The following is a 20844-nucleotide window of genomic DNA, read 5'->3' on the forward strand; positions in this document are numbered from 1 at the left end:
GGTGCCGGCGGTCGTGGCGGCCCGGGCGCCGGTCCGCGTGGACCGCGCTGACTCGTCGCACATATTTTGAGCCGAAAACGCGGGCCTTCGGGTCCGCGTTTTTGTTTTGACCATGCATTTTGCGGTGCGCCGGGTTACCAATGCTGCGTTCGCCGCGCGGGTATTTGTAACAATGGTCTTTAAGGTGTTTTCCCGATTTCCCGGAGTTTGGCGTCTCGGCACTCGTAGGTCGGCTCCGCTCGTATTGCTCGCAATCGGGCTTGGCGGCTGCTCCTTTGACCTCGGATCCTGGTCGTCAGCACCCGAGAAGGAAGCCGCCCCAAAGGCGGCGTCAGCGGCGCCAACCAGCGCAGGCGAGGCGCATGGCCATGCCACGCGTGCCCAGGCGCTGGCAACGTCCGGAAAAACCGAGGAAGCGCTGGCCGAGTTCAACCAGGCGATCACCATCGATCCGCATCATGCCGAGGCGCTTTACAACCGCGGCCTGCTCTATCAGCGCGAAAGGCAACATCAACTCGCGGTCGACGACTTCAGTTCGGCCAATGGCCTGACGCCGCAGCGGGCGGAGCCGCTGCTCGCCCGCGCCATCAGCTACCTCGCGATGGACAAGTTCAAGGAAGCTGCCGCCGACCTCGACGAGGCGGTGCAGGCCGACCCGCAAAATGCACTGGCATGGTCGAGCCGGGGACAGGCCTATGAACGCCTCGGCGACAAGGACAAAGCCAAGGCGTCCTATGGCCGCGCCATCGCCATCCGTCCCAGGGACGAGGCCGCGCGAAGCGGCCTGGCCCGCCTCGGCGGCTAGCCGGCAAACGCCGCAACCCGCTTTCGGCTATCTCGGCAATACCACATGAAACACCGACCGGGCCGCTGACAAGACGTCTTCGGCTCTGGAGCGGACCCGCGCCAGTGGCCCCGAGCCGTCGGGGCGCCCCAGCGGCTCCAATGCTTCGGCACGCAGATCGAGCGGGGGCACCGGAATGTCGGCCGGGGGCGTCGGACGGCGGGGACCGTCGTTCCGCGCCGCGGCGCCATAAGGCGGCGTCATTTCCCGATATGTCGAATCGACGGTCTGACGCTCGGGCGTCGAGACCATGATCGGTGGCGGCAGCGGCCGGGCCCCAGGCGCCGATACGACGCGGGGAGCATCCGGGATGCGAGCGGCTTCCTGAGATCGGGGCGAGCCATCGTTCGAACCGCGCAGGCGATCGATCGCAGCGCGGGCAAGTTCGTTGGCGTCGCGGCGCTCTTCCGATGCCTCCGCCGGCGCTGCTTGCGCTGGCGCCGATACCACCGGCGCCGGAACAGCTTTGGCGGCGGTCTTTTCACGCGGCTCGGGCTGATGCTTCCGCTTCTCGACCGGAAGGGAAGCGGTCTCCGCCGGCTTGTCGGCGACGTTATCTGCGGATTTCTCGTGTTTCTCGTGCGCCCTTTCGGCGGCAGCCTTCTCGAGGACCGCCCGTTCCGAGATCCCCTTCGCCTTCACGCCCGGTCCCCGGCTGTTGAGGATTTCTGCGGATGTGTCGGATGACTTTTGTTTCTTCGCGTCCGTCCTGACGTCAGTCTGGGCATCGACCCCGGGGGCCTCGCGTGCGGCCTGCGGATCGACGGTCGAAACCACCGATGCGGCAGGGGCGCTCGGGCCAGGCTTGCTGACGATGTAATGATTAACGATGTAGGCCCCGATCACGGTCGCAGCCACCGACGGCAAAATGTCCACCGCAAACTTCGTAAGATACTTTTTCAGCATACCGGCACTCCCGCAGTTGCTCTGATGCGGGAACTTTGAGGCGCATTAAGGGATCAACTGCGACAGATCGGAGGCAGTCTGCTGACCCGCCGCGACATCCGTTGCCGGCGGAGCGCCGATCGGGAAGTCCGGCGACAGGCTCAGGGTTTCAACTCGACTTCCAGGAAAACGATTTCGCTTGATGTCTCGTTGAGCACGTCATGCTCGACGCCGGCCTTGCGGAAATAGGATTTTCCGACCGCAAGTTGCGCCTTGGAGCGCTCCCCGCCTGGCGCCACAATGGTCATTTCGCCCGAGGTCACGGGAACGATGACATAATCCATCCCGTGGGTGTGATGGCCGGTGGCGCTGCCCGGCGCCAGCCGCCACTCGGTGACACGGACTTCGGGCGTATCGACCTGAACATCTGATTTGGCGCTGATCATTCATTTCGCTCCAGTGAGTTAAGGCACGAACACCGGGAACACGAATACCGCAAATACCACCATGTGCACCAGCCCGAACAGGACGTTGGTGGGCCCGGTGCCGAAGCTGAGCATGCAACGGCGCGCCATATCTATCGGCTCGCTGCGGCGCCGATGAATTGGCGCACAATTGCCGTCGCACCATATGCGTCGAGATCGTTATGGCCGCCTTCGGGAAACCGGACGAACTGTTTCGGTTCAGGCGCCAGCGAGAACAGGCGTTCGCCGAAGACGATCGGTATCGTTTCATCGCGGGCGCCGTGCATGAACAGCAGCGGAGCATTTACCCTCGTAATGCGCTGGTCGGAGTGAAACGGATCCCGCATCACGAGGCGCACCGGGAAAATCGGAAATGCCGACGCGGCAACCTCGGCAACCGATGCGTAGGGTGCTTCCAGGATCACTCTGCCGACCGGCTGGTCCGCCGCCAGCGCCACCGCGACGCCGCTGCCGAGCGAAAAGCCCCAGACGGCAATTCTGTCCGTGCTATATCGCGCCGCGGTGAAGACATAGGCCGCCGCGGCATCCCGCAGCAGGCCCTGCTCGCTCGGCTGTCCGCTCGATCCGGCATAGCCGCGATAGGACAGCGCGACGACTCCGGTGCCGTCGGCGATCAGCTCGCGAAAGCGGCCGAACAAGCCCGCGAGAAAATCGCCGTTGCCGTGAAAGTAGAGAATGACAGGACGTCCCGGCTTCGCCGCAAGGTGCCAGACGATAACCTTCTCGCCATCATCCGTGGACAGCAGGTGTTCCTCGACGGTCGGAAAGCCGGCAGAGTCCGGCGTCGTGCGCACGGTTTGCGGAATAGGAAACAGAAACGAGCGCTGCAGCAGGAACAAAGCGGCAAAGCCGCCGACATAGCCGACCGAAACGACGATCAGGAGCCATTTCAGGACGGCCATGATTTCCCGTAACCGGCTTACATCCCCTTGACGATGTTCTCGGTCATCTTCTTGGCGTCGCCGAGCAGCATCATGGTGTTGTCGCGGTAGAACAGGGGATTGTCGATGCCTGCATAGCCTGACGCCAGCGAGCGCTTGATGAACATCACGGTCCCGGCCTTCCAGACCTGCAGCACCGGCATGCCGTAGATCGGCGAGGTCTTGTCGTCCTCGGCCGCCGGGTTGGTGACGTCGTTGGCGCCGATCACGAAGGCGACGTCGGCCTGGGCGAATTCGGAATTGATGTCCTCGAGTTCGAACACCTCGTCATAGGGCACATTGGCTTCGGCCAGCAGCACGTTCATGTGGCCGGGCATGCGGCCGGCAACCGGGTGAATGGCGTATTTCACCTCGACGCCTTCCTTTTTCAGAATGTCGCCCATTTCGCGCAGCGCGTGCTGCGCCTGCGCCACCGCCATGCCGTACCCGGGCACGATGATGACCTTTTGCGCGTTCTTCATGATGAAGGCGGCATCGTCGGCCGAGCCGAGTTTCACCGGACGCACTTCGCCGCCGCCTGCGCCTGCGGCAGCTGTTTCGCCGCCGAAACCGCCCAGGATAACCGAGATGAAGGAGCGGTTCATCGCGTGGCACATGATGTAGGACAGGATCGCGCCGGACGAACCGACCAGCGCGCCGGTGATGATCAGCGCCGAATTGCCGAGCGTGAAGCCGATGCCGGCGGCGGCCCAGCCGGAATAGGAATTCAGCATCGAGATCACGACCGGCATGTCGGCGCCGCCGAGCGGGATGATCAACAGCGCGCCGAGCACCAGCGCGATGATGGTGATGAGCCAGAAGTCGAGCGCGCTGCCGGACATCACGAGCCCGACAACGAAGAAGACCAGCGCCAGCGCCAGCACGATGTTGATGATGTGGCGCGCCGGCAGGATGATCGGCGCGCCGCTCATGCGGCCCGACAGTTTCAGGAAGGCTATCACCGAACCGGTGAAGGTCAGCGCGCCGATGGCGACGCCGAGCGACATTTCGATCAGGCTGGCGGCGTGAATCTGGCCGGGCTTGCCGATGTCGAAGGCCTCCGGCGCATAGAATGCGCCGGCGGCGACCAGCACGGCCGCCATGCCGACCAGCGAATGGAACGCGGCGACCAGTTCCGGCATCGACGTCATCGGCACCCGGCGCGCGATCACCGCACCAATGCCGCCGCCGATGGTGACGCCCAGGATCACCAGCACCCAGGCGAGGCCGTCCGCCGGCGGGTGGCTCGCGATCGTGGTGGCGATCGCGATCGCCATGCCGATCATGCCGAAGAAATTGCCCTGGCGGGATGTGGCGGGACTGGACAGCCCTCGCAGTGACATGATGAACAGCACGCCCGCCACGAGATACAGTATTGCAGCCAGATTGGCGTTCATCTCAGGTCCCCCTTGTCATCGTCACCCCGAGGTGCACGCCGCTCACTTGGCCTTCTTCTTGTACATCGCCAGCATGCGCTGGGTGACAAGGAAGCCGCCGAAGATATTCACACAGGCAAAGACCAGCGCGACGAAGCCGAAGCCCCGCGCCCAGCCGCTGCCGCTCGAGATCATGGGAACGCCGACCGCGAGCAGCGCGCCGACCACGATCACCGAAGATATCGCGTTGGTCACCGACATCAGCGGCGTATGCAGAGCGGGGGTCACCGACCACACCACGAAATAGCCGACGAACACGGCGAGCACGAAAATCGAAAGCCGGAACACGAAGGGATCGACGGCCTGCGCGATATGATCCATGGCGGCTCTCCTTATGCCTTCTGTATCAGGAAGATTTGGGCTGAAAATTCGGATGAATGACGGCGCCGTCCTTTGTCAAGGCGGTGGCCTTGACCAGTTCGTCGTCCCAGTTCACCGCGAGCGCCTTGCTGGCCTTGTCGACCAGCGTTTCGATGAAGTTGTACAAATTTCGCGCATAAAGGCTCGACGCCGACGCCGCCACCCGGCCGGCGACATTGGTGTAGCCCACGATCTTGATGCCATCGACGTCGGCGACTTCGCCGGCCTTTGCGCCCTCGACATTGCCGCCGCGCTCGACCGCCAGATCGACCAGCACCGAGCCGGGCTTCATCGACTTCACCATTTCGGCGCTGACCAGCTTCGGCGCGGGGCGGCCCGGGATCAGCGCCGTGGTGATGACGATGTCCTGCTTCTTGACATGCTCGGCGGTCAGCGCGGCCTGCTTGGCCTGATACTCTTTGGACATTTCCTTGGCGTAGCCGCCGGCGGTCTGGGCGTTCTTGAACTCTTCATCCTCGACCGCGAGGAACTTGGCGCCGAGGCTCTCGACCTGCTCCTTGGTGGCGGGCCGCACGTCGGTCGCGGTGACGACGGCACCGAGCCGCCGCGCGGTCGCGATCGCCTGCAGGCCGGCGACGCCGACGCCCATCACGAACACCTTGGCCGCCGGAATGGTGCCGGCCGCGGTCATCATCATCGGGAAGGCGCGGCCGAAGGCTTCGGCGCCCTCGATCACGGCGCGGTAGCCGGCGAGATTGGCCTGGCTGGAGAGCACGTCCATCGCCTGGGCACGGGTGATGCGCGGCATCAATTCCATCGCGAATGCCGAAACGCCGGCGTCCGCCATCGCCTTCAGCGCGGCGTCGTTGCCGTAAGGGTCCATGATGGCAATCACCAGCGCCCCGCGCTTGTAGTTGGCCAGTTCGGAAGCCTCGGGCCGCTTCACCTTGATGACGATGTCGGCGTCCTTCAGCGCATCGGCACTGACGGTGGCGCCGGCCGCGGTGAATTCAGAGTCCGGCAGGCCGGACTTGATGCCCGCGCCGGGCTCGACCGCGATATCGACGCCCAGCGCCTTGAATTTTTTCACCGTGTCGGGCGAAGCGGCGACCCGCGGCTCGGACGGATCGATTTCCTTGGCAACGGCAATCTTCATGGGGCCTCCGGCGGGCGCGGGCAGCGCGCGCGCAAGCAAACTAACGCTTATTGCATGGGGATGGATACCCGGTTTTGCGACCGGAAGCCGGGCTATTTTCCAGACCGCCGCCGGATCGGCGGCGATCCGGGTCAGCGCTCAGGTCAGGAAGATCGCCATCATGACAACGATGAAAATAACGGAAGCGGTGCCGTATTTCACCAGCATGATGAACCCTTCATAGGTCTGCTCATGGGCCGGATAATCGTTGCCGTCCGCGGTCGTGTAGGCGACTTCGTTATGCTCTGCCATCGGTATCCCCCGTCAGGTGTCGGCTCTGGCGTGGGAATTACCGCAAACCACCCGGAAGGGCAACGGCGGCGGGCGCTGTGCACACCTGAGGCCGCCCGTCACTTGCAGGCCGAGGCCGGCCAGTTGTCCCTGCTCCAGCGGGTCAGGCTTTCCTTGCTGACCTCGCCGCCCCGGCGCCACGTTCAACAAATGTTTTACACCTAATCCACCACGAAATCGAACCGCCCGGTGAGCCATCCGGCGTTCTTGGCCGTACGCACCAGCAATTCCTTGCGAAACAGGCCGTCGGGACGGTTCTCTGATTCGCCCGGGAAGTAGAGCTGGGTGGTCAGTACGCGGCCGCCTGGTGGCTGCACCTTCACATGGATATGGCGGGTACGGCCGGGATAGACGCCGGGGACGATGCTGCGCAACCGATAGCGCCCTTCCGCGTCGGCGAACTGGTGGCCGCGCAGGCGAAAGCCGGAATTGTCATAGCGGCCTTCGTCGTCGGCCTGCCAGAAATCCAGCAGGGCTCCGGCGTGGGGTTTGCAGGCGCGGGAGAGCACGAAGCCGACGAGTTCGATCGGCTGTCCTGCCAGACCCGGTTCGAGCAGTTCGACCCGCTCGGGCGAGGACGGCTTGAAGAACGGTCCTGCGGTCTGCGGCAGGGTGGCTTCGTCGCCGCTGCGGCAGGCCGGCGTGGGCGCAGGCGGTGCCTGGGCCGCACTGCGATCGATCGTGAGCCATGAACCGGCGAAGAGGCCGGCTCCGATGACGGCGCGTCGGGTCGGCGTGTCGATCATGACCGCACCTCGTCAGTTCATGGTTTCCAGTTCGTCGATCATCCCCGAGATCACCGACAGTCCGCCGTCCCAGAATTTCGGATCCCTGGCGTCGAGCCCGAACGGCTGCAGCAGTTCGGAATAATGCCGGGTGCCGCCGGCAGCCAGCATCGCCAGATAGCGCTCCGCGAACCCTTCGGCGGCGTTTTCATAGACCGCATAGAGCGAGTTCACCATACAGTCGCCGAACGCATAGGCGTAGACGTAGAACGGCGAATGGATGAAATGCGGAATATACATCCAGAAATTCTCGTAACCGGGCCGGATGTCGATCGCGGGCCCGAGGCTCTCGCCCTGCACGCTGAGCCAGATTTCGCCGATCCGCTCCGCGGTCAGTTCACCGTTCGTCCGCTCGGTGTGGATGGCGCGCTCGAACGAATAGAACGCGATCTGCCGCACCACCGTGTTGATCATGTCCTCGACCTTGCCGGCGAGTAGCGCCTGACGCTGCCTGGCACTCCTGGTCTGCGCCAGCAACCGCTTGAAGGTCAGCATCTCGCCGAACACGCTGGCGGTTTCCGCCAGGGTCAGCGGCGTCGGCGCCATCAGCGCCCCGTTCTTGGCCGCCAGCACCTGATGCACGCCATGGCCCAGTTCATGGGCGAGCGTCATCACGTCGCGCGGTTTGCCCTGATAGTTCATCAGCACGTAAGGGTGCGCCGACGGCGTCGTCGGATGCGAGAAGGCGCCCGGAGCCTTGCCGGGCCGCACCGGCGCATCGATCCAGCGATCTGAGAAAAAACGCTCGGCGATATCGGCCATTTCCGGTGAGAAGCCGCGGTAGGCCGACAGCACCATCTGCCTCGCCTCGGGCCAGGCGATCGTGCCGATGGCGGCGAACGGCAGCGGCGCATTGCGATCCCAGTGCGCCAGTTTCTTCTTTTTGAACCAGCCGGCCTTGAGCTGATAATAGCGATGCGAAAGTTTGGGGTAGGCCGCCCGCACCGAACCGACCAGCGCATCGACCACCTCGCGCTCGACGCGGTTGTTCAGGTGACGCGAATCCGCGACATCGGCGAAGCCGCGCCAGCGGTCGGAGATCTCCTTGTCCTTGGCAAGCGTATTGGTGATCAGCGCGAAGGTCCGCTCATTGGCCTTGAAGGTTTTCGCCAGTGCCTGCCCCGCAGCCTTGCGCTTTTCCGGCGCGCGATCCTGCAGCAGGCTCAGCGTCGGCTCGATCGCGAGATCCTTGCCGGCGATCTTGAAGCGGAGGCCGGCGATGGTTTGATCGAACAGCCGGTTCCAGGCCGCATAGCCGCTCTGGGATTTCTCATGGAACAGCTGCTCAACCCGATCCTCCAGCTGATACGGCCTGTCCTTGCGCAGATCCTCGAGCCAGGGGCGATAATGAGCCAGCTCCGGCACTGCCATCGCACGTTCGATCACGACATCGTCGACGCGGTTGAGTTCGAGCGCGAAGAACAACAGATGCACCGACGCGTTGGTCAGCCGCTCCGAAACGTCGCCGTAGAATTTGGTGATCGCGGGATCGACGCTGTCGCCGGCGTGAATCAGGCCCGCATAGGATGCAAGACGTCCGGCCATATCGTCGATCGCCTCGTAGCGCCGGACCGCCTCGGCGAGCCACAAGCCGCCGCCCTCACCGGCGGTTCGATCCGCGAGCTTGCCCTTGTAGTCCGTCTCGAACGCGACGCATTCGGCATCCACCCGCTGCAGGTCGCGGGTGATTTCCGGCGCGTCGATCCCGGAATAGAGGTCGGCCAGATTCCACTCCGGCAGCTTGGCGGTCCGCGTTTTGGCGGATGGTTTTCGGGTCGTCCTGGCAACCGCCGTCCTGCTCGATTTGGGGGTGTGTGAAGCACGGGATTTCGCAGATCTGGTCGTCATGAGTACTTTCAAGTTGGCTTGGCGCACCCCGCCAGCATAGCTTTTACGGCAGGCGCCCTCGCCGCCACAGTTTCGATTGAAGCGCGGCTCAACCCGCTCCCAATCTGCGGGACGAAGGTGTAATATTTGAGACCGGGCCGCGCGGCTGGATCGACCTGCGGCAGGCCGGCATCCACGCTCCCGGCCTAAGCCAGTCCCCAGCCTGTCTGCGCCATGCCGGGTTCCCGGCGCGAACTCCTCGCCGAAGCGTCTCGGCAACGGCCCCTTGATGTTTTTCAGGTTTCATGTTTACTGAATTACCCGCTGTGAACTCGGAAGCCGAGTGGCTTCTTCCTTAGCATATTTCGCATTCCGAGCCGAACCAGATGGTCCGGCTCGTTACCCTTTTTATCAACCTGGCTGACCGGATCATCCATTCGGCAGCGCAACCGTATCGTTACTGACACCACGACCAAGTCCCGGGCCCCTCTGGCAGTTCAGGCGAACTGCGATGTCGGATTGGACGTAAAGTAATGGAGGGCCCTCCGGCGTGACCGACATAATTTCCCAAGAAGCCATGACTGCCTTTCTCCAGGTCGTGATGATCGACCTGGTGCTGGCCGGCGACAACGCGATCGTCATCGGACTGGCGGCCGCCGGCTTGCCCAAGGACCAGCGCAACAAGGCGATCCTGATAGGCATTATCGCCGCCACCGTCCTGCGCATTGCTTTCGCCAGCGTCACGGTACAATTGCTGCAGATCATCGGGCTGCTGCTGGCCGGCGGTGTTCTCCTGCTCTGGGTCTGCTGGAAGATGTGGCGCGAGTTGCGCACACCATCACATGATTTCGACGAGGCGTTATCGGGCGAGGACACCAATGCCGACGGCAAGGTTGCCGGACAGTCCCGCAAGACCCTCGGCCAGGCCATCTGGCAGATCACTCTCGCCGACGTGTCGATGTCGCTCGACAACGTACTGGCGGTCGCGGGGGCGGCTCGAGAGCATCCGTATATCCTGATATTCGGTTTGGCCCTGTCCATCGCCCTGATGGGCTTCGCCGCCAACTTCATCGCGAGCTTGCTGCAGAAGCACCGCTGGATCGCCTATGTCGGCCTCGTGATCATCCTCTATGTGGCGCTCGACATGACGTATCGCGGTGCGCTGGAGGTTTGGGCCACCAGCAAGGCTTAAGCGGGCGTTAATCGGCATCGGCGAGAGTGCCCCGAATCGAGACAGAGTAACTCGCGGGGAATGCCATGGCTGCGACCATTTTGATTGCCGATGACGATGCCGTGGCGCGCCGTCTGGTCGAGAACATGGTGCAGAAGTGCGGCTATGAGACCATCGTCGTCGACAGCGGCGATGCCGCCCTTGCCGCGCTGACCGCGGCCGACGCGCAAAGCATCGACGCCGTGGTGCTCGATCTGGTCATGCCCGGCCTCGACGGCATGGGGGTGCTGGCCAAAATCCGTGAAGCCGGCCTCAACATCCCCGTCATCGTGCAGACCGCCCATGGCGGCATCGACAATGTGGTGTCGGCGATGCGCGCCGGCGCCCAGGATTTCGTGGTCAAGCCGGTCGGCGTCGAGCGGCTGCAGGTCAGCTTGCGCAATGCGCTCAACGCCAGTGCGCTGAAGGGAGAACTGCAGCGCATCCGCCACGCCAAGGAAGGCCGGTTGACGTTTGCCGACGTCATCACCCGCAGCGAAACCATGGCCGGCGTGCTGCGCACCGCGCAGAAGGCCGCCGCATCGACCATTCCGGTGCTGATCGAGGGCGAATCCGGCGTCGGCAAGGAGTTGTTCGCGCGCGCCATCCATGGCAGCGGCGAACGCAAGACCAAGCCGTTCGTCGCCGTCAATTGCGGCGCGATCCCGGACAATCTCGTGGAGTCGATCCTGTTCGGGCACGAAAAAGGCGCCTTCACCGGCGCCACCGAACGCCATCTGGGCAAATTCGTCGAAGCCTCCGGCGGCACGCTGTTTCTCGACGAAGTCGGCGAATTGCCGCTGGCGGCCCAGGTCAAACTGCTGCGCGCGCTGCAGGAAGGCACCGTCGAGGCGGTCGGCGGACGCAGGCCCGTCAAGGTAGACGTTCGCATCGTTTCCGCCACCAACCGAAAGCTGCTCGACCACGTCAAGGGCGGCAAGTTTCGCGAGGATCTGTTCTATCGTCTGCACGTGCTGCCGCTGACGATTCCTCCGTTGCGGATGCGGCGGGAGGATATCCCGCATCTGCTGCGGCACTTCCTGGCGAGATTCTGCGCCGAGGAAAACCGTCCGATTACCGGCATCAGCGGCGAAGCGATGGCGCAGCTGTCGCAACTGGAATGGCCCGGCAATATTCGTCAACTCGAGAACGCGGTCTATCGCGCCGTCGTCATGAGCGACCACGACCAACTCGGGATTGCCGATTTTCCGGTAAGCGCAGCGCAGTCGGCCGCACCCCACGAGCACAGCCAGCACGCTGAGCCCCTGATCGTCGGTCCCGCGTTCCATTCGACCGAACCGACCATGGTATCAGGTAGTGAAATACCGATTGCCCCCCTGCCGACGGCGGCAGGGACGCTGGCGATGCTGACAAGCGCAGGCGAAATGCGGCCGCTCGAGGAAATGGAGAGCGAGATCATCCGGTTCGCTATATCGCACTACCGCGGCCAGATGTCCGAGGTGGCACGGCGATTGAAAATCGGCCGCTCGACACTGTATCGCAAGCTCGATGACGCCGCCGCGGAAGATCCGGCGTCAGGCAGCGCGGACGAGGCCAGCTGAACGCGGATCGGATTGTGGCGAACCGGTGTCCGCAAGCGACGGCTGCAAACACCGGGTTTCAGAACATTCGAACCGTTGCCTGACGGTGACAGACAAAAGCAAAAGAGCGTGGCAGAAGCGAGCAATCGTTGCAAAAGGGCCCCTTTGAAGTCAGTTTGTCGTGAGTTGCCCTGCGTGGCGCTGGCCGCATCAGCGGGGCGCATGTACCGTCTGCGTATGAATCGTGGCGTGCAGGCGTAACAATTCTAGAAGACCTGAAACACGTTCGGAAGCGAAGCAATCACGTGACCGAACGATGCTTCAGACAACAAGGCCGGCGTTATTTTGCCAAAGCCGTACGGAAATCAAAGAACTGTTCCAATGCCGGGACAGTTTCGCCCAAGGGGTGTGACGATGCTTGACCGTTCGAAGAACCGTGCCGGATATGACCGCATGCTGATGGCTGTCGCGGCGACCTTCCTCACGGTATCCGCGACCGCAGCATGGGCGCAGGCCGGTTCGGCCCGCAGCAGCGCCGCGGAACTGGCGATCGACGCGGCGATCCCGCGTCCCGAACCTGCCAACGTGCCGCCCCCGACCGCCGCCGATTTCAAACAGGACACCACAGCGTCGGTGCCCGATCCGGCGAAGGTGACGGCAACCACCCCGACGAAGGCCGCCGAGCCCGAAACTTCCGAGATCAAGCCTGCCGGGATCAAACCCTCCGACGTCGCCACCGCACCCCCCGCCGCAACTCCGGCGGCGGCCATTGCCGCGCCCGTTGCCGAGCCGGTCAAGGCCGCGAGCATCGTTCCCCCGGCAGACCAGCCCGTCGCCGACAGACTTCGGGAATTGATGGGCGCCAAATCGTCGCGCTATTTCGACCGCAAGGGCGAACGGGCAGCGGTCGAGAAGTTCTATGCCGCGCGCGAGTTTGCGCCGCTGTGGACGCAGGGCGGCATGGCGACCGCCAGCGCCAAGGGCGTCATCGCGCGGCTCAGGGATGCCGCCGCCGAAGGCCTGGACGCAACCGACTATCCGGTGCCCGATTTCACCGCGGCGGCAACGCCCGATGCGCTTGCAGAAGCCGAACTGAAGCTGACCGCCAGCATGCTGGACTATGCGCGTCAGGCGCAGAGCAGCCGGATGCACTGGTCGCAGGTGGCGTCCGACATCCTCTATCCCGAACACCCGACCGACCCCGCCGAAGTGCTGGCGAATGTGACGGCCGCCAAGGACGCGTCGGCAGCGCTCGAGGGCTACAATCCGCCGCACAAGGCCTACAAGGATTTGAAGGCCAAGCTGGCCGAGCTGCGCGGTCAGGGCGAAGGACCGCTGGTACAGATCGCGGAAGGCCCGCCGCTCGCCTTCAAGGCCGCCACCAAGAAACAGCCCGCGATCACGCCGGAGGATTCGCGCGTGCCGCAACTGCGCGCCAAGCTCGGCGTCACCGAAAACCCGGATGACACCAAATACGACGCCTTGGTCGCCGCGGCCGTGCGCAAGTTCCAGCAAGGCGTCAACCTCAAGCCGACCGGCGTACTCGACGACAAGACGGTCAAGGCCATCAACAGCCCGAAGCGCGACCGCCAGATCGACACCGTGATCGTCAACATGGAGCGCTTGCGCTGGCTGCCGCGCCAGCTCGGCGCGCCGGCCCTCAACGATGCCTACGTAATCCTCAATGTTCCCGACTTCACGCTCAAGGTGATGCAGAACGGCGCGCAGGTCTGGACCACCCGGGTGGTAACCGGAAAGCCCGGTAACCACGCCACACCGATGCTGACCGAGACGATGAAGTTCATCACCGTCAATCCGACCTGGAACGTGCCGCCTTCGATCATCTACAACGAATATCTGCCGGCGCTGCAGCAGGATCCGACCGTGCTGCAACGCATGGGCCTCAAGCTTGAACGCGCTCGCGACGGCAGCATCCGCATCTCGCAGCCGCCCGGCGAGTCCAATGCGCTCGGCCGCATTCGCTTCAACTTCCCGAACAAGTTCCTGGTCTATCAGCACGACACCCCGGACAAGCATCTGTTCGCCAAGGAAGAGCGCGCCTTCAGCCACGGCTGCATGCGGGTGCAGAATCCGGATCAATACGGCGCGGCCCTGCTCAACATCGTGTTGCCGAACGAAAAATACACGCCGGAAAGAATCCGCAGCATGTATGGCCGCGGCGAGACCAACATCAACTTCCCGACGCCGGTCCCGGTCCACATCACCTATCAGACCGCGTTCGTGGACGACGCCGGCACCCTGCAATTTCGCAAGGACGTCTATGGCCGCGACGCCAGGATGATGCCGCTGCTCAAGAATTCCGGAAACAGGAATCTGGAGAATGTCGTCGCCCACGCCAATCCGAGCTACGTCCGGCCGAACAGCACGTCGTTGCCCTCCAACGTCGCCTTCAACAACGATTTCAGCTCCGGCCCCTCGTTCTTTGAACGCCTGTTCGGTGGTGGACAGGCTACACCCCCTGCCCCCGTTGGCCGGCAGCAACAGCAGCGACGGGTGATCACCCGGTAATATCGTCCGTATCCACGGTTTTAGTAAATTCCTGAACGAAATCAGCGATCTCGCCGGACTGGCGGGATCGCTTAACGTTAACCATTCTCCACCCGAACTTAACCAGCGGCACTTTTTCGCCACACTCAGGGGGTTAGGTTGTTACTGACTTGGGGGTGGGATAATAACTCAAACAACCCGCCCGGCTTTAAGACTGCGTTAACGCTCTTTCGCCACATGGGGTAGCGGAAGGGTTTCTCGATCCTTGGGTGGGCTCATACGTGCTGGCTGGTTTCGCACGCCAATTCAACTCGCTGTCGGTTCCAAGGGTCGGCTGTCACGCCGGCCTGGCGTCCTTGCTGCTACTGGCGGGAGCCGGCGCGGTGCAGGATGCGACCGCTCTCAACGAAACCCGCACCCTCTCGTTCCACCACACCCATTCCGACGAAAATCTCACCGTCACCTTCAAGCGCGACGGCCGCTACGACGAAGACGCGCTGAAGAGGCTCAATCACTTCCTCCGCGACTGGCGCAGCCAGGAACAGACCACGATGGATCGTCGCCTGTTCGACATCCTCTGGGAGGTTTACCGCGACGTCGACGGCAAGAAACCCATCAATATCATCTCGTCCTACCGCTCCCCCGCCACCAACTCGATGCTCCGCCGCCGCTCCTCGGGAGTGGCCCGCAATAGCCAGCATGTGCTCGGCCAGGCCATCGATTTCTTCATTCCGGAAGTGCCGCTCGATCAGGTCCGCGCCGCCGGGCTTCGTCAGCAGCGCGGCGGCGTCGGCTTCTATCCGACCTCCGGATCGCCTTTCGTCCATCTCGACACCGGCAGCGTCCGGCACTGGCCGCGCATGAACCACGACCAGCTGGTCCGGGTATTCCCCGACGGACGCACCGTTCACGTCCCCTCCAGCGGCAAACCGCTCAAGGGGTATGAGCTGGCGCTTGCCGACATCGAAAAGCGCGGCTCCGGCCAGGAGGTCTCCGGCAAGGGCAAGCCGGGCCTGTTCGCCCGCTTGTTCGCGAGCAAGTCGAACGACGAGGAAGACGAGGGCGCCAGCGCTCCCGCCGTCCGTGGCAAGCCTGCCCCGGCCAGCGTGATGGCTTCGGCGGCTCCCGCCAAATCCGCCGACCCTGTACCGATGCCGCGTGCAAAGCCTGTTGGTTCGACGTTCCAGCTGGCCTCGGCCAACGTCCAGGTCGCGCAGCCGGCAAAATCGAAGCAGGCCGCCGCATCGGCTGACAAGGGCGAAGCAGGGCCGCAAACGCCGGCCGACATCATCAATGCCCGCGGTTTCTGGGATGCGGCGCCGAAACAGGCCACTCCGGCCCAGATCGCGGCCATCAGCGCCCGCAACGCCGTCAATTCAGCCGACCCGCAAGCGACCGCCAGCACCACCGAAGCGTTCAACAGGGCGCTGGCCTATGCACCGGCCGCCTCGTCGCCGGTCAACCGCGCCAATATCGTCGCCGCCAGCGCGCCGATCCCCCGCAGCGTCCGCCCGGCCCGCAACCCGCTGGTCGCCCCGACGATCGATACGGTGGTCGCCAAGGGCCAGCAGGGCCAGCCGAGCGTGGTGACGACCGCGACGCGAATGACCGCTTCCAGGGGTAACGATACCTGGATGCGCGTCATGATCCTGGCACCTAGCGCCAGCACCTCGATGTCCGCGACCGTGCTCGGCGATTCCGACATGACCGTGATGCGCGCCCATTTCGTCAAGCCGCAGGCCATCATCGCGATGAGCTTCTCGGACGATCCGCAGCCGGGACTGATCTGCGAACGCTTTACCGGATCGGCCACCGCCAGGCTGGCGACGCAACCCTTCCTGCTGCAGACTGCCGCGCTGCGCTGAGCGCAGCGTCCAACCTATAGCGGCCTTCACAAATTCGGTGTCGTCCTCGCGAACGCGAGGACCCATATGCCGTGCCCTCACGTTGGAGCACGGCGTCGGACACCTTCAACGAATATGAGGGCCGCGGAGTATGGGCCCCTGCTTTCGCAGGGGCGACGGAGAGGCGTTGGCCCCTCACAGCATTCCCAGCGCCTGCATGTAGGTTTCCAGGATGGTTTCTTCTTCCGCCCGCTCGTTGGCGTCCTGCTTGCGCATGCGCACGATGGTGCGCAGCGCCTTGACGTCGAAACCGTTGCCCTTGGCCTCGGCATAGACGTCACGGATATCGTCGGAGATGGTCTTCTTTTCTTCTTCCAGCCGTTCGATGCGTTCGATGATGGCCTTGAGCTGGTCTTTCGCGAATTTTGTCGCGGGCTCGTCCTGGACGGCAGCGGCTGAGGTGGCCATCTTGTACTCCTGAAGGAACTGATGTTGAGGTGAGCAGAGCGCCGCACGCTTTCCACGCACCGCATTCCGGAATGACCCTCAAGAGTGCGGCGCCTTGCGTCAAGGCAACATCGCGCTCATCCACAGCGCGCCCACAGGGAATAGAAAACACATCTCGAGACGGTGAGTGGGAGTAGCGACAATCAATGCCCGCTATGGCTCTTTTTCATCGCCGCGAGCTGCTCGGGCGTGGCGGTGCCCTGATAGGTTGATTTCCAGGTTTCGTAGGGCATGCCGTAGACCGCCTCGCGGCTCTCGTCTCTGGTCATGGCTGCGCCCTTGGCGTCGGCTTCTTCCTTCAGCCAGTTGGACAGGCAGTTGCGGCAGAAACCCGCCAAATTCATCAGGTCGATGTTCTGAACGTCGGTGCGGGAGCGCAGATGCTCGACCAGGCGCCGAAAGGCCGCCGCTTCGAGTTCCGTCCTGGTTTTCTCGTCGATTGCCATGGCCATCGTCCCTTCCCGGTGATCCCGATATTATGTGGGAATTTGTCACAGATTTTGCCATATCGCAGCGCAATGAGGCCGTTTGGGACCTGATTTTCCGGTCCTGTCGCCCAAACCGGCCACCGTGGCGTTGACAGCCGGCGGCGGCTTGCACGAAATCGTCAGCGAACTGATATAGCTTCATCCAATGATCGCAAGCGATTCCCACAGCCGCCCCCCCCTTGCCGCTCGCATGACCGCCGGTTTCATCCCGGCGCTGGCGCTCGCGGCGACATGCCTGTGGAACGGTCCGGCCGCGGCGGACTTCCGTCTCTGCAACAATACCTCGAGCCGGGTCGGCATTGCGCTCGGCTACAAGGATGCGGAGGGCTGGACCACCGAAGGCTGGTGGAACGTGTCCTCGCGGAGCTGCGAAACCCTGCTGCGCGGTACGCTCGTCGCACGGTTCTATTATATCTACGCGCTGGATTACGACCGGGGCGGCGAGTGGTCGGGACAGGCATTCATGTGTTCACGCGACAAGGAATTCACCATCAAGGGCACCGAGAATTGCCTTGCACGCGGTTTTGACCGCACCGGCTTCTTCGAGGTCGATACCGGCGAGCAGCGCGCCTGGACGGTGCAACTGACCGAATCCAGCGAAACGCCGCAGCGCCTGCCGGGAATGCCGAATGCACCGGGTGGACCCGGGGGCATTCCGGGGATGCCCAATCCGCCCGCCGGAACGCCTCCAGGCGGGCCCGGCCTGCCACCAGCGACCGGAGGCAAGCAATGAGACGCCTTCGCCGCATCAAGATCCTGGCAACGCTTGGCCCCGCATCGTCCGACAGCGCGATGATCCGCAAGCTGTTCGAAGCCGGCGCCGACGTGTTCCGCATCAATATGAGCCATACCTCGCACGACACCATGCGCGAGCTGGTCAAGACCATTCGCAACGTCGAGAGCAGCTACGGCCGCCCGATCGGTATTCTCGTCGACCTTCAGGGCCCAAAGCTCCGCGTGGGATTGTTCGCCGATGGCTCGATCCAGCTCAAGAACGGCGAGAGCTTCGTACTCGATTCCAGCAAGGCTCCGGGCGACAACACCCGCGTCCAGCTTCCGCATCCGGAAATCCTGGCCGCGCTGCGGCCCGGCCACGCGCTGCTGCTCGACGACGGCAAGGTCCGCCTGATCGCGGAAGAAACCTCGCCGGAGCGCGCCGTCACCCGCGTCGTGATCGGCGGCAGGATGTCGGACCGCAAGGGCGTCAGCCTGCCCGACACCGACCTGCCGGTCTCGGCGATGACGCCGAAGGATCGCGCCGACCTCGACGCCGCGCTGGTGACCGGAATCGACTGGGTCGCGCTGTCCTTCGTGCAGCGCGCCGAAGACGTCCTCGAGGCCAAGAAAATGATTCGCGGCCGCGCCGCCGTGATGGCCAAGATCGAAAAGCCGCAGGCGATCGACCGGCTGCCCGAAATCATCGAGGCCTCAGACGCGCTGATGGTGGCGCGCGGCGATCTCGGCGTCGAACTGCCGCTGGAGCGGGTGCCGAGCCTGCAGAAGCAGATGACCCGGATGGCGCGGCGCGCCGGCAAGCCGGTGGTGGTGGCCACCCAGATGCTGGAATCGATGATCCAGAGCCCGGTGCCGACCCGCGCCGAGGTCTCCGACGTCGCGACCGCGGTCTACGAAGGCGCCGACGCCATCATGCTGTCGGCGGAATCGGCGGCCGGCAAGTTTCCGGTCGAGGCGGTCTCGACCATGAACCGGATCGGCGAGGAAGTGGAGCGCGACCCGATCTATCGCGGCGTGCTCAATGCGCAGCGCGCCGAGCCGGAGCCGACCGTCGGCGACGCCATCGCCCAGGCCGCGCGGCAGATCGCCGAAACGCTGGACCTGTCCGCGATCATCTGCTGGACCAGTTCGGGCTCCACTGCGCTGCGGGTCGCGCGCGAGCGGCCGAAGCCGCCGGTGGTCGCGATCACGCCGAATCTCGCGACCGGGCGCAAACTGTCGCTGGTGTGGGGCGTGCATTGCGTGGTCGCCGAGGATGCCCAGGATCTCGACGACATGGTCAGCCGCGCCGGCAGCATCGCCTTCAGGGACGGTTTTGCGAGAGCCGGCCAGCGCGTCATCATCGTGGCCGGCGTGCCGCTGGGCGCGCCCGGCACCACCAACATGGTGCGCATCGCCTCGGTCGGCCCGGACGGCGACGCGGATATTTGAGGGTCGCCACACCCAATCTTTACCCGCCGCCGGTACCAGAAGCCCGAGCGATTTCCGTTGCCACTCTCGCGGCAAGCGAGCTTCCCTGGAGAACATGATGCGGTCCGTCATTCGCAATTCCGGCTTCGTACTCTTGTTTGCGATCAGTTTGTTTTCCACGACTTCGCGGGCGCAGGACAAGGGTCCGATCCAGGTCGCATCGGGAGTGACCTACGAATTGCTAGACCGCTGGGATACCGTTCGCCTGAACCGGATTCTGCAGACCGATACGCCGAAATTCTCCGGCATCCCGGTGACCTACACGCCGGCCCGCAATGCCGTCCGGCTTTACCGGCTCACCTATTCCTCGGTGGTCCCGGAGCGCGGCAACAAGCCGACCGTCGCCACCGGACTCCTTGCCGTTCCAGACACCGGGGACACGACCTTCCCGATGGTCTCCTACCAGCACGGGACCGTGTACGGAAAGCAGGAGGTCCCGTCCTTTGCGGAGCAGTCGCCGGAAACCCAACTGATGATCGCGCAGTTCGCGGGACAGGGATATCTCTTGATCGGCGCCGATTATTTTGGCCTCGGCCTGTCCAACGAGCCCGAGGGCTACATGGTGAAGGCCAGTCATCAGCAGGCGAGCTATGACCTGCTGATCGCAAGCCGCGCCGTGCTGGGCCATTTGAAACTGGACAGCAAGAAACTCTTCCTCGCCGGCTGGTCGCAGGGCGGGTTCGTCACGATGGCCTTCCTGCAGAAGCTCGAAAGCGCCGGCGTGACGGTGCAGGCGGCCGCCACGGCGAGCGCGCCGGTCGATGTTTTCGTCGCGCTTAACGGCTTTCTCAATTTCCCGAGGAAGAACGATGCGGCCTGGGTACCCACCCTGTTCATCCTGTCGTCGTTCGCCTTCGAACACTATTACGGAGTGCCGGGACTGGCGCGTTCGCTCCTCAACGACGCCTATTACGAGGTCTCGCGCAAGGCGTATGAGCGGCAGCCTTTCGAGGCCGCCGATGTCCCGACCGACCTTCGCAAGCTGATACGGGCCGAATATTTCGATCCGCAATTCTTCGCGGCGTCGGCCTATGGCCGGCTCGTGGCGCAGACCGAGGCCTACCGCTGGGTCATCAAGTCGCCGGTCCGGAATTATTACGGCGAGGCCGACGAGGCCATCAGCATCGGCCTCGGGCAACTGGCGATGACCTATCAACGGGCGATCGGAAACGGCAACCCGCAGGTCGAAGCCGTTTCGACCGGACAGACCAGCCACCGCGGCACCTTCGCCCGCGCGGTGCCGCAATGGAAGAACTGGTTCGACGCACCCTGAATTAGATCCGGTCGAGCCGCGCGACGACACCGGTGTTGGTATGAGCGGTGTGGGCTCAAGCGCAATGGAAATCCCGAACAGCGAGCGGATATGCGTTCGCATTCTCGCAGCGCGAAGCGCCCGAGGCCAGCATCAGTCTCGCCCTCCATCAGAAGAGAGGGCGCGGGGAAAGCCGGGCGCCGATCGCACCCGCGGTCGCGCACAAAAAGTGCACGAGTAGACCACAGGGCAACCGGATCATCCGGCTTTCCCCGCGCAACGGTTTACGGCTTATACGTG

At 63.9% G+C, this 20844-nt stretch carries 19 protein-coding genes; 8 read left to right on the plus strand and 11 right to left on the minus strand.

Going from position 1 to position 20844, the window contains the following annotated elements; all coding sequences use genetic code 11:
• Window positions 1-244: 244 nt before the first annotated feature.
• The gene (locus Q8R73_RS13065) at window positions 245-805 is read left to right on the plus strand and encodes a tetratricopeptide repeat protein (protein ID WP_305719963.1); all 561 of its coding nucleotides are present in this window, start codon (window positions 245-247) and stop codon (window positions 803-805) included.
• Window positions 806-832: 27 nt separating this feature from the next.
• On the opposite strand, the gene Q8R73_RS13070 is transcribed toward Q8R73_RS13065, so the two are convergent.
• The 9 genes from Q8R73_RS13070 to Q8R73_RS13110 all read right to left on the minus strand — a co-directional run bounded on the left by Q8R73_RS13070 (window position 833) and on the right by Q8R73_RS13110 (window position 9010).
• Window positions 833-1750: a hypothetical protein gene (locus Q8R73_RS13070; RefSeq protein WP_371126089.1), complete on the minus strand. Its 918-nt coding sequence runs from the start codon at window positions 1748-1750 to the stop codon at window positions 833-835.
• Window positions 1751-1890: 140 nt separating this feature from the next.
• Entirely contained in the window at window positions 1891-2175 is a 285-nt protein-coding gene (locus Q8R73_RS13075; protein WP_305719964.1) for a cupin domain-containing protein, read from the minus strand.
• 131 nt (window positions 2176-2306) lie between these two features.
• A complete protein-coding gene (locus Q8R73_RS13080; RefSeq protein ID WP_305719965.1) occupies window positions 2307-3116 on the minus strand; it encodes an alpha/beta hydrolase in 810 nt (269 codons plus the stop codon).
• A gap of 17 nt (window positions 3117-3133) precedes the next feature.
• Window positions 3134-4531, minus strand: coding sequence for an NAD(P)(+) transhydrogenase (Re/Si-specific) subunit beta (locus tag Q8R73_RS13085; protein WP_305719966.1), 1398 nt, complete (start codon window positions 4529-4531; stop codon window positions 3134-3136).
• Window positions 4532-4573: 42 nt separating this feature from the next.
• The gene (locus Q8R73_RS13090) at window positions 4574-4891 is read right to left on the minus strand and encodes a proton-translocating transhydrogenase family protein (protein ID WP_215605028.1); all 318 of its coding nucleotides are present in this window, start codon (window positions 4889-4891) and stop codon (window positions 4574-4576) included.
• 25 nt (window positions 4892-4916) lie between these two features.
• Window positions 4917-6047, minus strand: coding sequence for a Re/Si-specific NAD(P)(+) transhydrogenase subunit alpha (locus Q8R73_RS13095; protein ID WP_305719967.1), 1131 nt, complete (start codon window positions 6045-6047; stop codon window positions 4917-4919).
• 138 nt (window positions 6048-6185) lie between these two features.
• Window positions 6186-6338: an aa3-type cytochrome c oxidase subunit IV gene (locus tag Q8R73_RS13100; RefSeq protein WP_305719968.1), complete on the minus strand. Its 153-nt coding sequence runs from the start codon at window positions 6336-6338 to the stop codon at window positions 6186-6188.
• 200 nt (window positions 6339-6538) lie between these two features.
• Window positions 6539-7123, minus strand: coding sequence for an intradiol ring-cleavage dioxygenase (locus Q8R73_RS13105; RefSeq protein ID WP_305719969.1), 585 nt, complete (start codon window positions 7121-7123; stop codon window positions 6539-6541).
• 12 nt (window positions 7124-7135) lie between these two features.
• Complete coding sequence (locus tag Q8R73_RS13110) at window positions 7136-9010, minus strand: M3 family oligoendopeptidase (RefSeq protein ID WP_305719970.1); 1875 nt, start codon at window positions 9008-9010, stop codon at window positions 7136-7138.
• A gap of 556 nt (window positions 9011-9566) precedes the next feature.
• Between Q8R73_RS13110 and Q8R73_RS13115 the strand changes: the two genes are divergently transcribed.
• From Q8R73_RS13115 to Q8R73_RS13130, 4 genes are all read left to right on the plus strand, one after another.
• Window positions 9567-10181, plus strand: a complete 615-nt coding sequence (locus Q8R73_RS13115) for a TerC family protein (protein WP_305719971.1) — start codon at window positions 9567-9569, stop codon at window positions 10179-10181.
• Window positions 10182-10246: 65 nt separating this feature from the next.
• A complete protein-coding gene (locus tag Q8R73_RS13120) occupies window positions 10247-11761 on the plus strand; it encodes a sigma-54 dependent transcriptional regulator (protein WP_305719972.1) in 1515 nt (504 codons plus the stop codon).
• A 393-nt stretch (window positions 11762-12154) separates the two neighbouring features.
• Window positions 12155-14269, plus strand: a complete 2115-nt coding sequence (locus Q8R73_RS13125) for a L,D-transpeptidase family protein (protein ID WP_305719973.1) — start codon at window positions 12155-12157, stop codon at window positions 14267-14269.
• 260 nt (window positions 14270-14529) lie between these two features.
• Window positions 14530-16113, plus strand: coding sequence for a DUF882 domain-containing protein (locus Q8R73_RS13130; protein WP_305719974.1), 1584 nt, complete (start codon window positions 14530-14532; stop codon window positions 16111-16113).
• A 174-nt stretch (window positions 16114-16287) separates the two neighbouring features.
• Here Q8R73_RS13130 and Q8R73_RS13135 read toward each other — a convergent pair whose 3' ends face one another.
• Window positions 16288-16560 (minus strand): DUF2312 domain-containing protein, encoded by a 273-nt coding sequence (locus Q8R73_RS13135; RefSeq protein WP_074819423.1) that lies wholly within the window; start codon window positions 16558-16560, stop codon window positions 16288-16290.
• 182 nt (window positions 16561-16742) lie between these two features.
• A complete protein-coding gene (locus Q8R73_RS13140; protein WP_305719979.1) occupies window positions 16743-17045 on the minus strand; it encodes a DUF1244 domain-containing protein in 303 nt (100 codons plus the stop codon).
• A 187-nt stretch (window positions 17046-17232) separates the two neighbouring features.
• Here Q8R73_RS13140 and Q8R73_RS13145 point away from each other — a divergent pair, with 187 nt between their 5' ends.
• From Q8R73_RS13145 to Q8R73_RS13155, 3 genes are all read left to right on the plus strand, one after another.
• On the plus strand, window positions 17233-17820 hold the full coding sequence (locus Q8R73_RS13145; RefSeq protein WP_371126090.1) for a DUF1036 domain-containing protein: 588 nt from the start codon (window positions 17233-17235) through the stop codon (window positions 17818-17820).
• A complete protein-coding gene (pyk, locus tag Q8R73_RS13150) occupies window positions 17817-19253 on the plus strand; it encodes a pyruvate kinase (protein ID WP_305719976.1) in 1437 nt (478 codons plus the stop codon). Before Q8R73_RS13145 ends, pyk begins: the two co-directional genes overlap by 4 nt.
• 94 nt (window positions 19254-19347) lie before the next feature.
• Window positions 19348-20565, plus strand: a complete 1218-nt coding sequence (locus Q8R73_RS13155) for an alpha/beta hydrolase family protein (RefSeq protein WP_371126091.1) — start codon at window positions 19348-19350, stop codon at window positions 20563-20565.
• The last annotated feature ends 279 nt before the right edge of the window (window positions 20566-20844 follow it).

This window comes from Bradyrhizobium sp., from assembly GCF_030697065.1.
Classification (GTDB): domain Bacteria; phylum Pseudomonadota; class Alphaproteobacteria; order Rhizobiales; family Xanthobacteraceae; genus Bradyrhizobium.

Excerpts from the sequence above, each read along its gene's own strand:
- Q8R73_RS13105 (WP_305719969.1), bottom strand. The coding sequence starts at position 7,123 with ATGATCGACACGCCGACCCGACGCGCCGTCATCGGAGCCGGCCTCTTC.
- Q8R73_RS13090 (WP_215605028.1), bottom strand. The coding sequence starts at position 4,891 with ATGGATCATATCGCGCAGGCCGTCGATCCCTTCGTGTTCCGGCTTTCG.
- Q8R73_RS13100 (WP_305719968.1), bottom strand. The coding sequence starts at position 6,338 with ATGGCAGAGCATAACGAAGTCGCCTACACGACCGCGGACGGCAACGAT.
- pyk (WP_305719976.1), top strand. The coding sequence starts at position 17,817 with ATGAGACGCCTTCGCCGCATCAAGATCCTGGCAACGCTTGGCCCCGCA.
- Q8R73_RS13070 (WP_371126089.1), bottom strand. The coding sequence starts at position 1,750 with ATGCTGAAAAAGTATCTTACGAAGTTTGCGGTGGACATTTTGCCGTCG.
- Q8R73_RS13145 (WP_371126090.1), top strand. The coding sequence starts at position 17,233 with ATGATCGCAAGCGATTCCCACAGCCGCCCCCCCCTTGCCGCTCGCATG.
- Q8R73_RS13085 (WP_305719966.1), bottom strand. The coding sequence starts at position 4,531 with ATGAACGCCAATCTGGCTGCAATACTGTATCTCGTGGCGGGCGTGCTG.
- Q8R73_RS13115 (WP_305719971.1), top strand. The coding sequence starts at position 9,567 with ATGACTGCCTTTCTCCAGGTCGTGATGATCGACCTGGTGCTGGCCGGC.
- Q8R73_RS13135 (WP_074819423.1), bottom strand. The coding sequence starts at position 16,560 with ATGGCCACCTCAGCCGCTGCCGTCCAGGACGAGCCCGCGACAAAATTC.
- Q8R73_RS13140 (WP_305719979.1), bottom strand. The coding sequence starts at position 17,045 with ATGGCAATCGACGAGAAAACCAGGACGGAACTCGAAGCGGCGGCCTTT.
- Q8R73_RS13075 (WP_305719964.1), bottom strand. The coding sequence starts at position 2,175 with ATGATCAGCGCCAAATCAGATGTTCAGGTCGATACGCCCGAAGTCCGT.
- Q8R73_RS13095 (WP_305719967.1), bottom strand. The coding sequence starts at position 6,047 with ATGAAGATTGCCGTTGCCAAGGAAATCGATCCGTCCGAGCCGCGGGTC.
- Q8R73_RS13080 (WP_305719965.1), bottom strand. The coding sequence starts at position 3,116 with ATGGCCGTCCTGAAATGGCTCCTGATCGTCGTTTCGGTCGGCTATGTC.
- Q8R73_RS13155 (WP_371126091.1), top strand. The coding sequence starts at position 19,348 with ATGATGCGGTCCGTCATTCGCAATTCCGGCTTCGTACTCTTGTTTGCG.
- Q8R73_RS13120 (WP_305719972.1), top strand. The coding sequence starts at position 10,247 with ATGGCTGCGACCATTTTGATTGCCGATGACGATGCCGTGGCGCGCCGT.
- Q8R73_RS13125 (WP_305719973.1), top strand. The coding sequence starts at position 12,155 with ATGCTTGACCGTTCGAAGAACCGTGCCGGATATGACCGCATGCTGATG.
- Q8R73_RS13110 (WP_305719970.1), bottom strand. The coding sequence starts at position 9,010 with ATGACGACCAGATCTGCGAAATCCCGTGCTTCACACACCCCCAAATCG.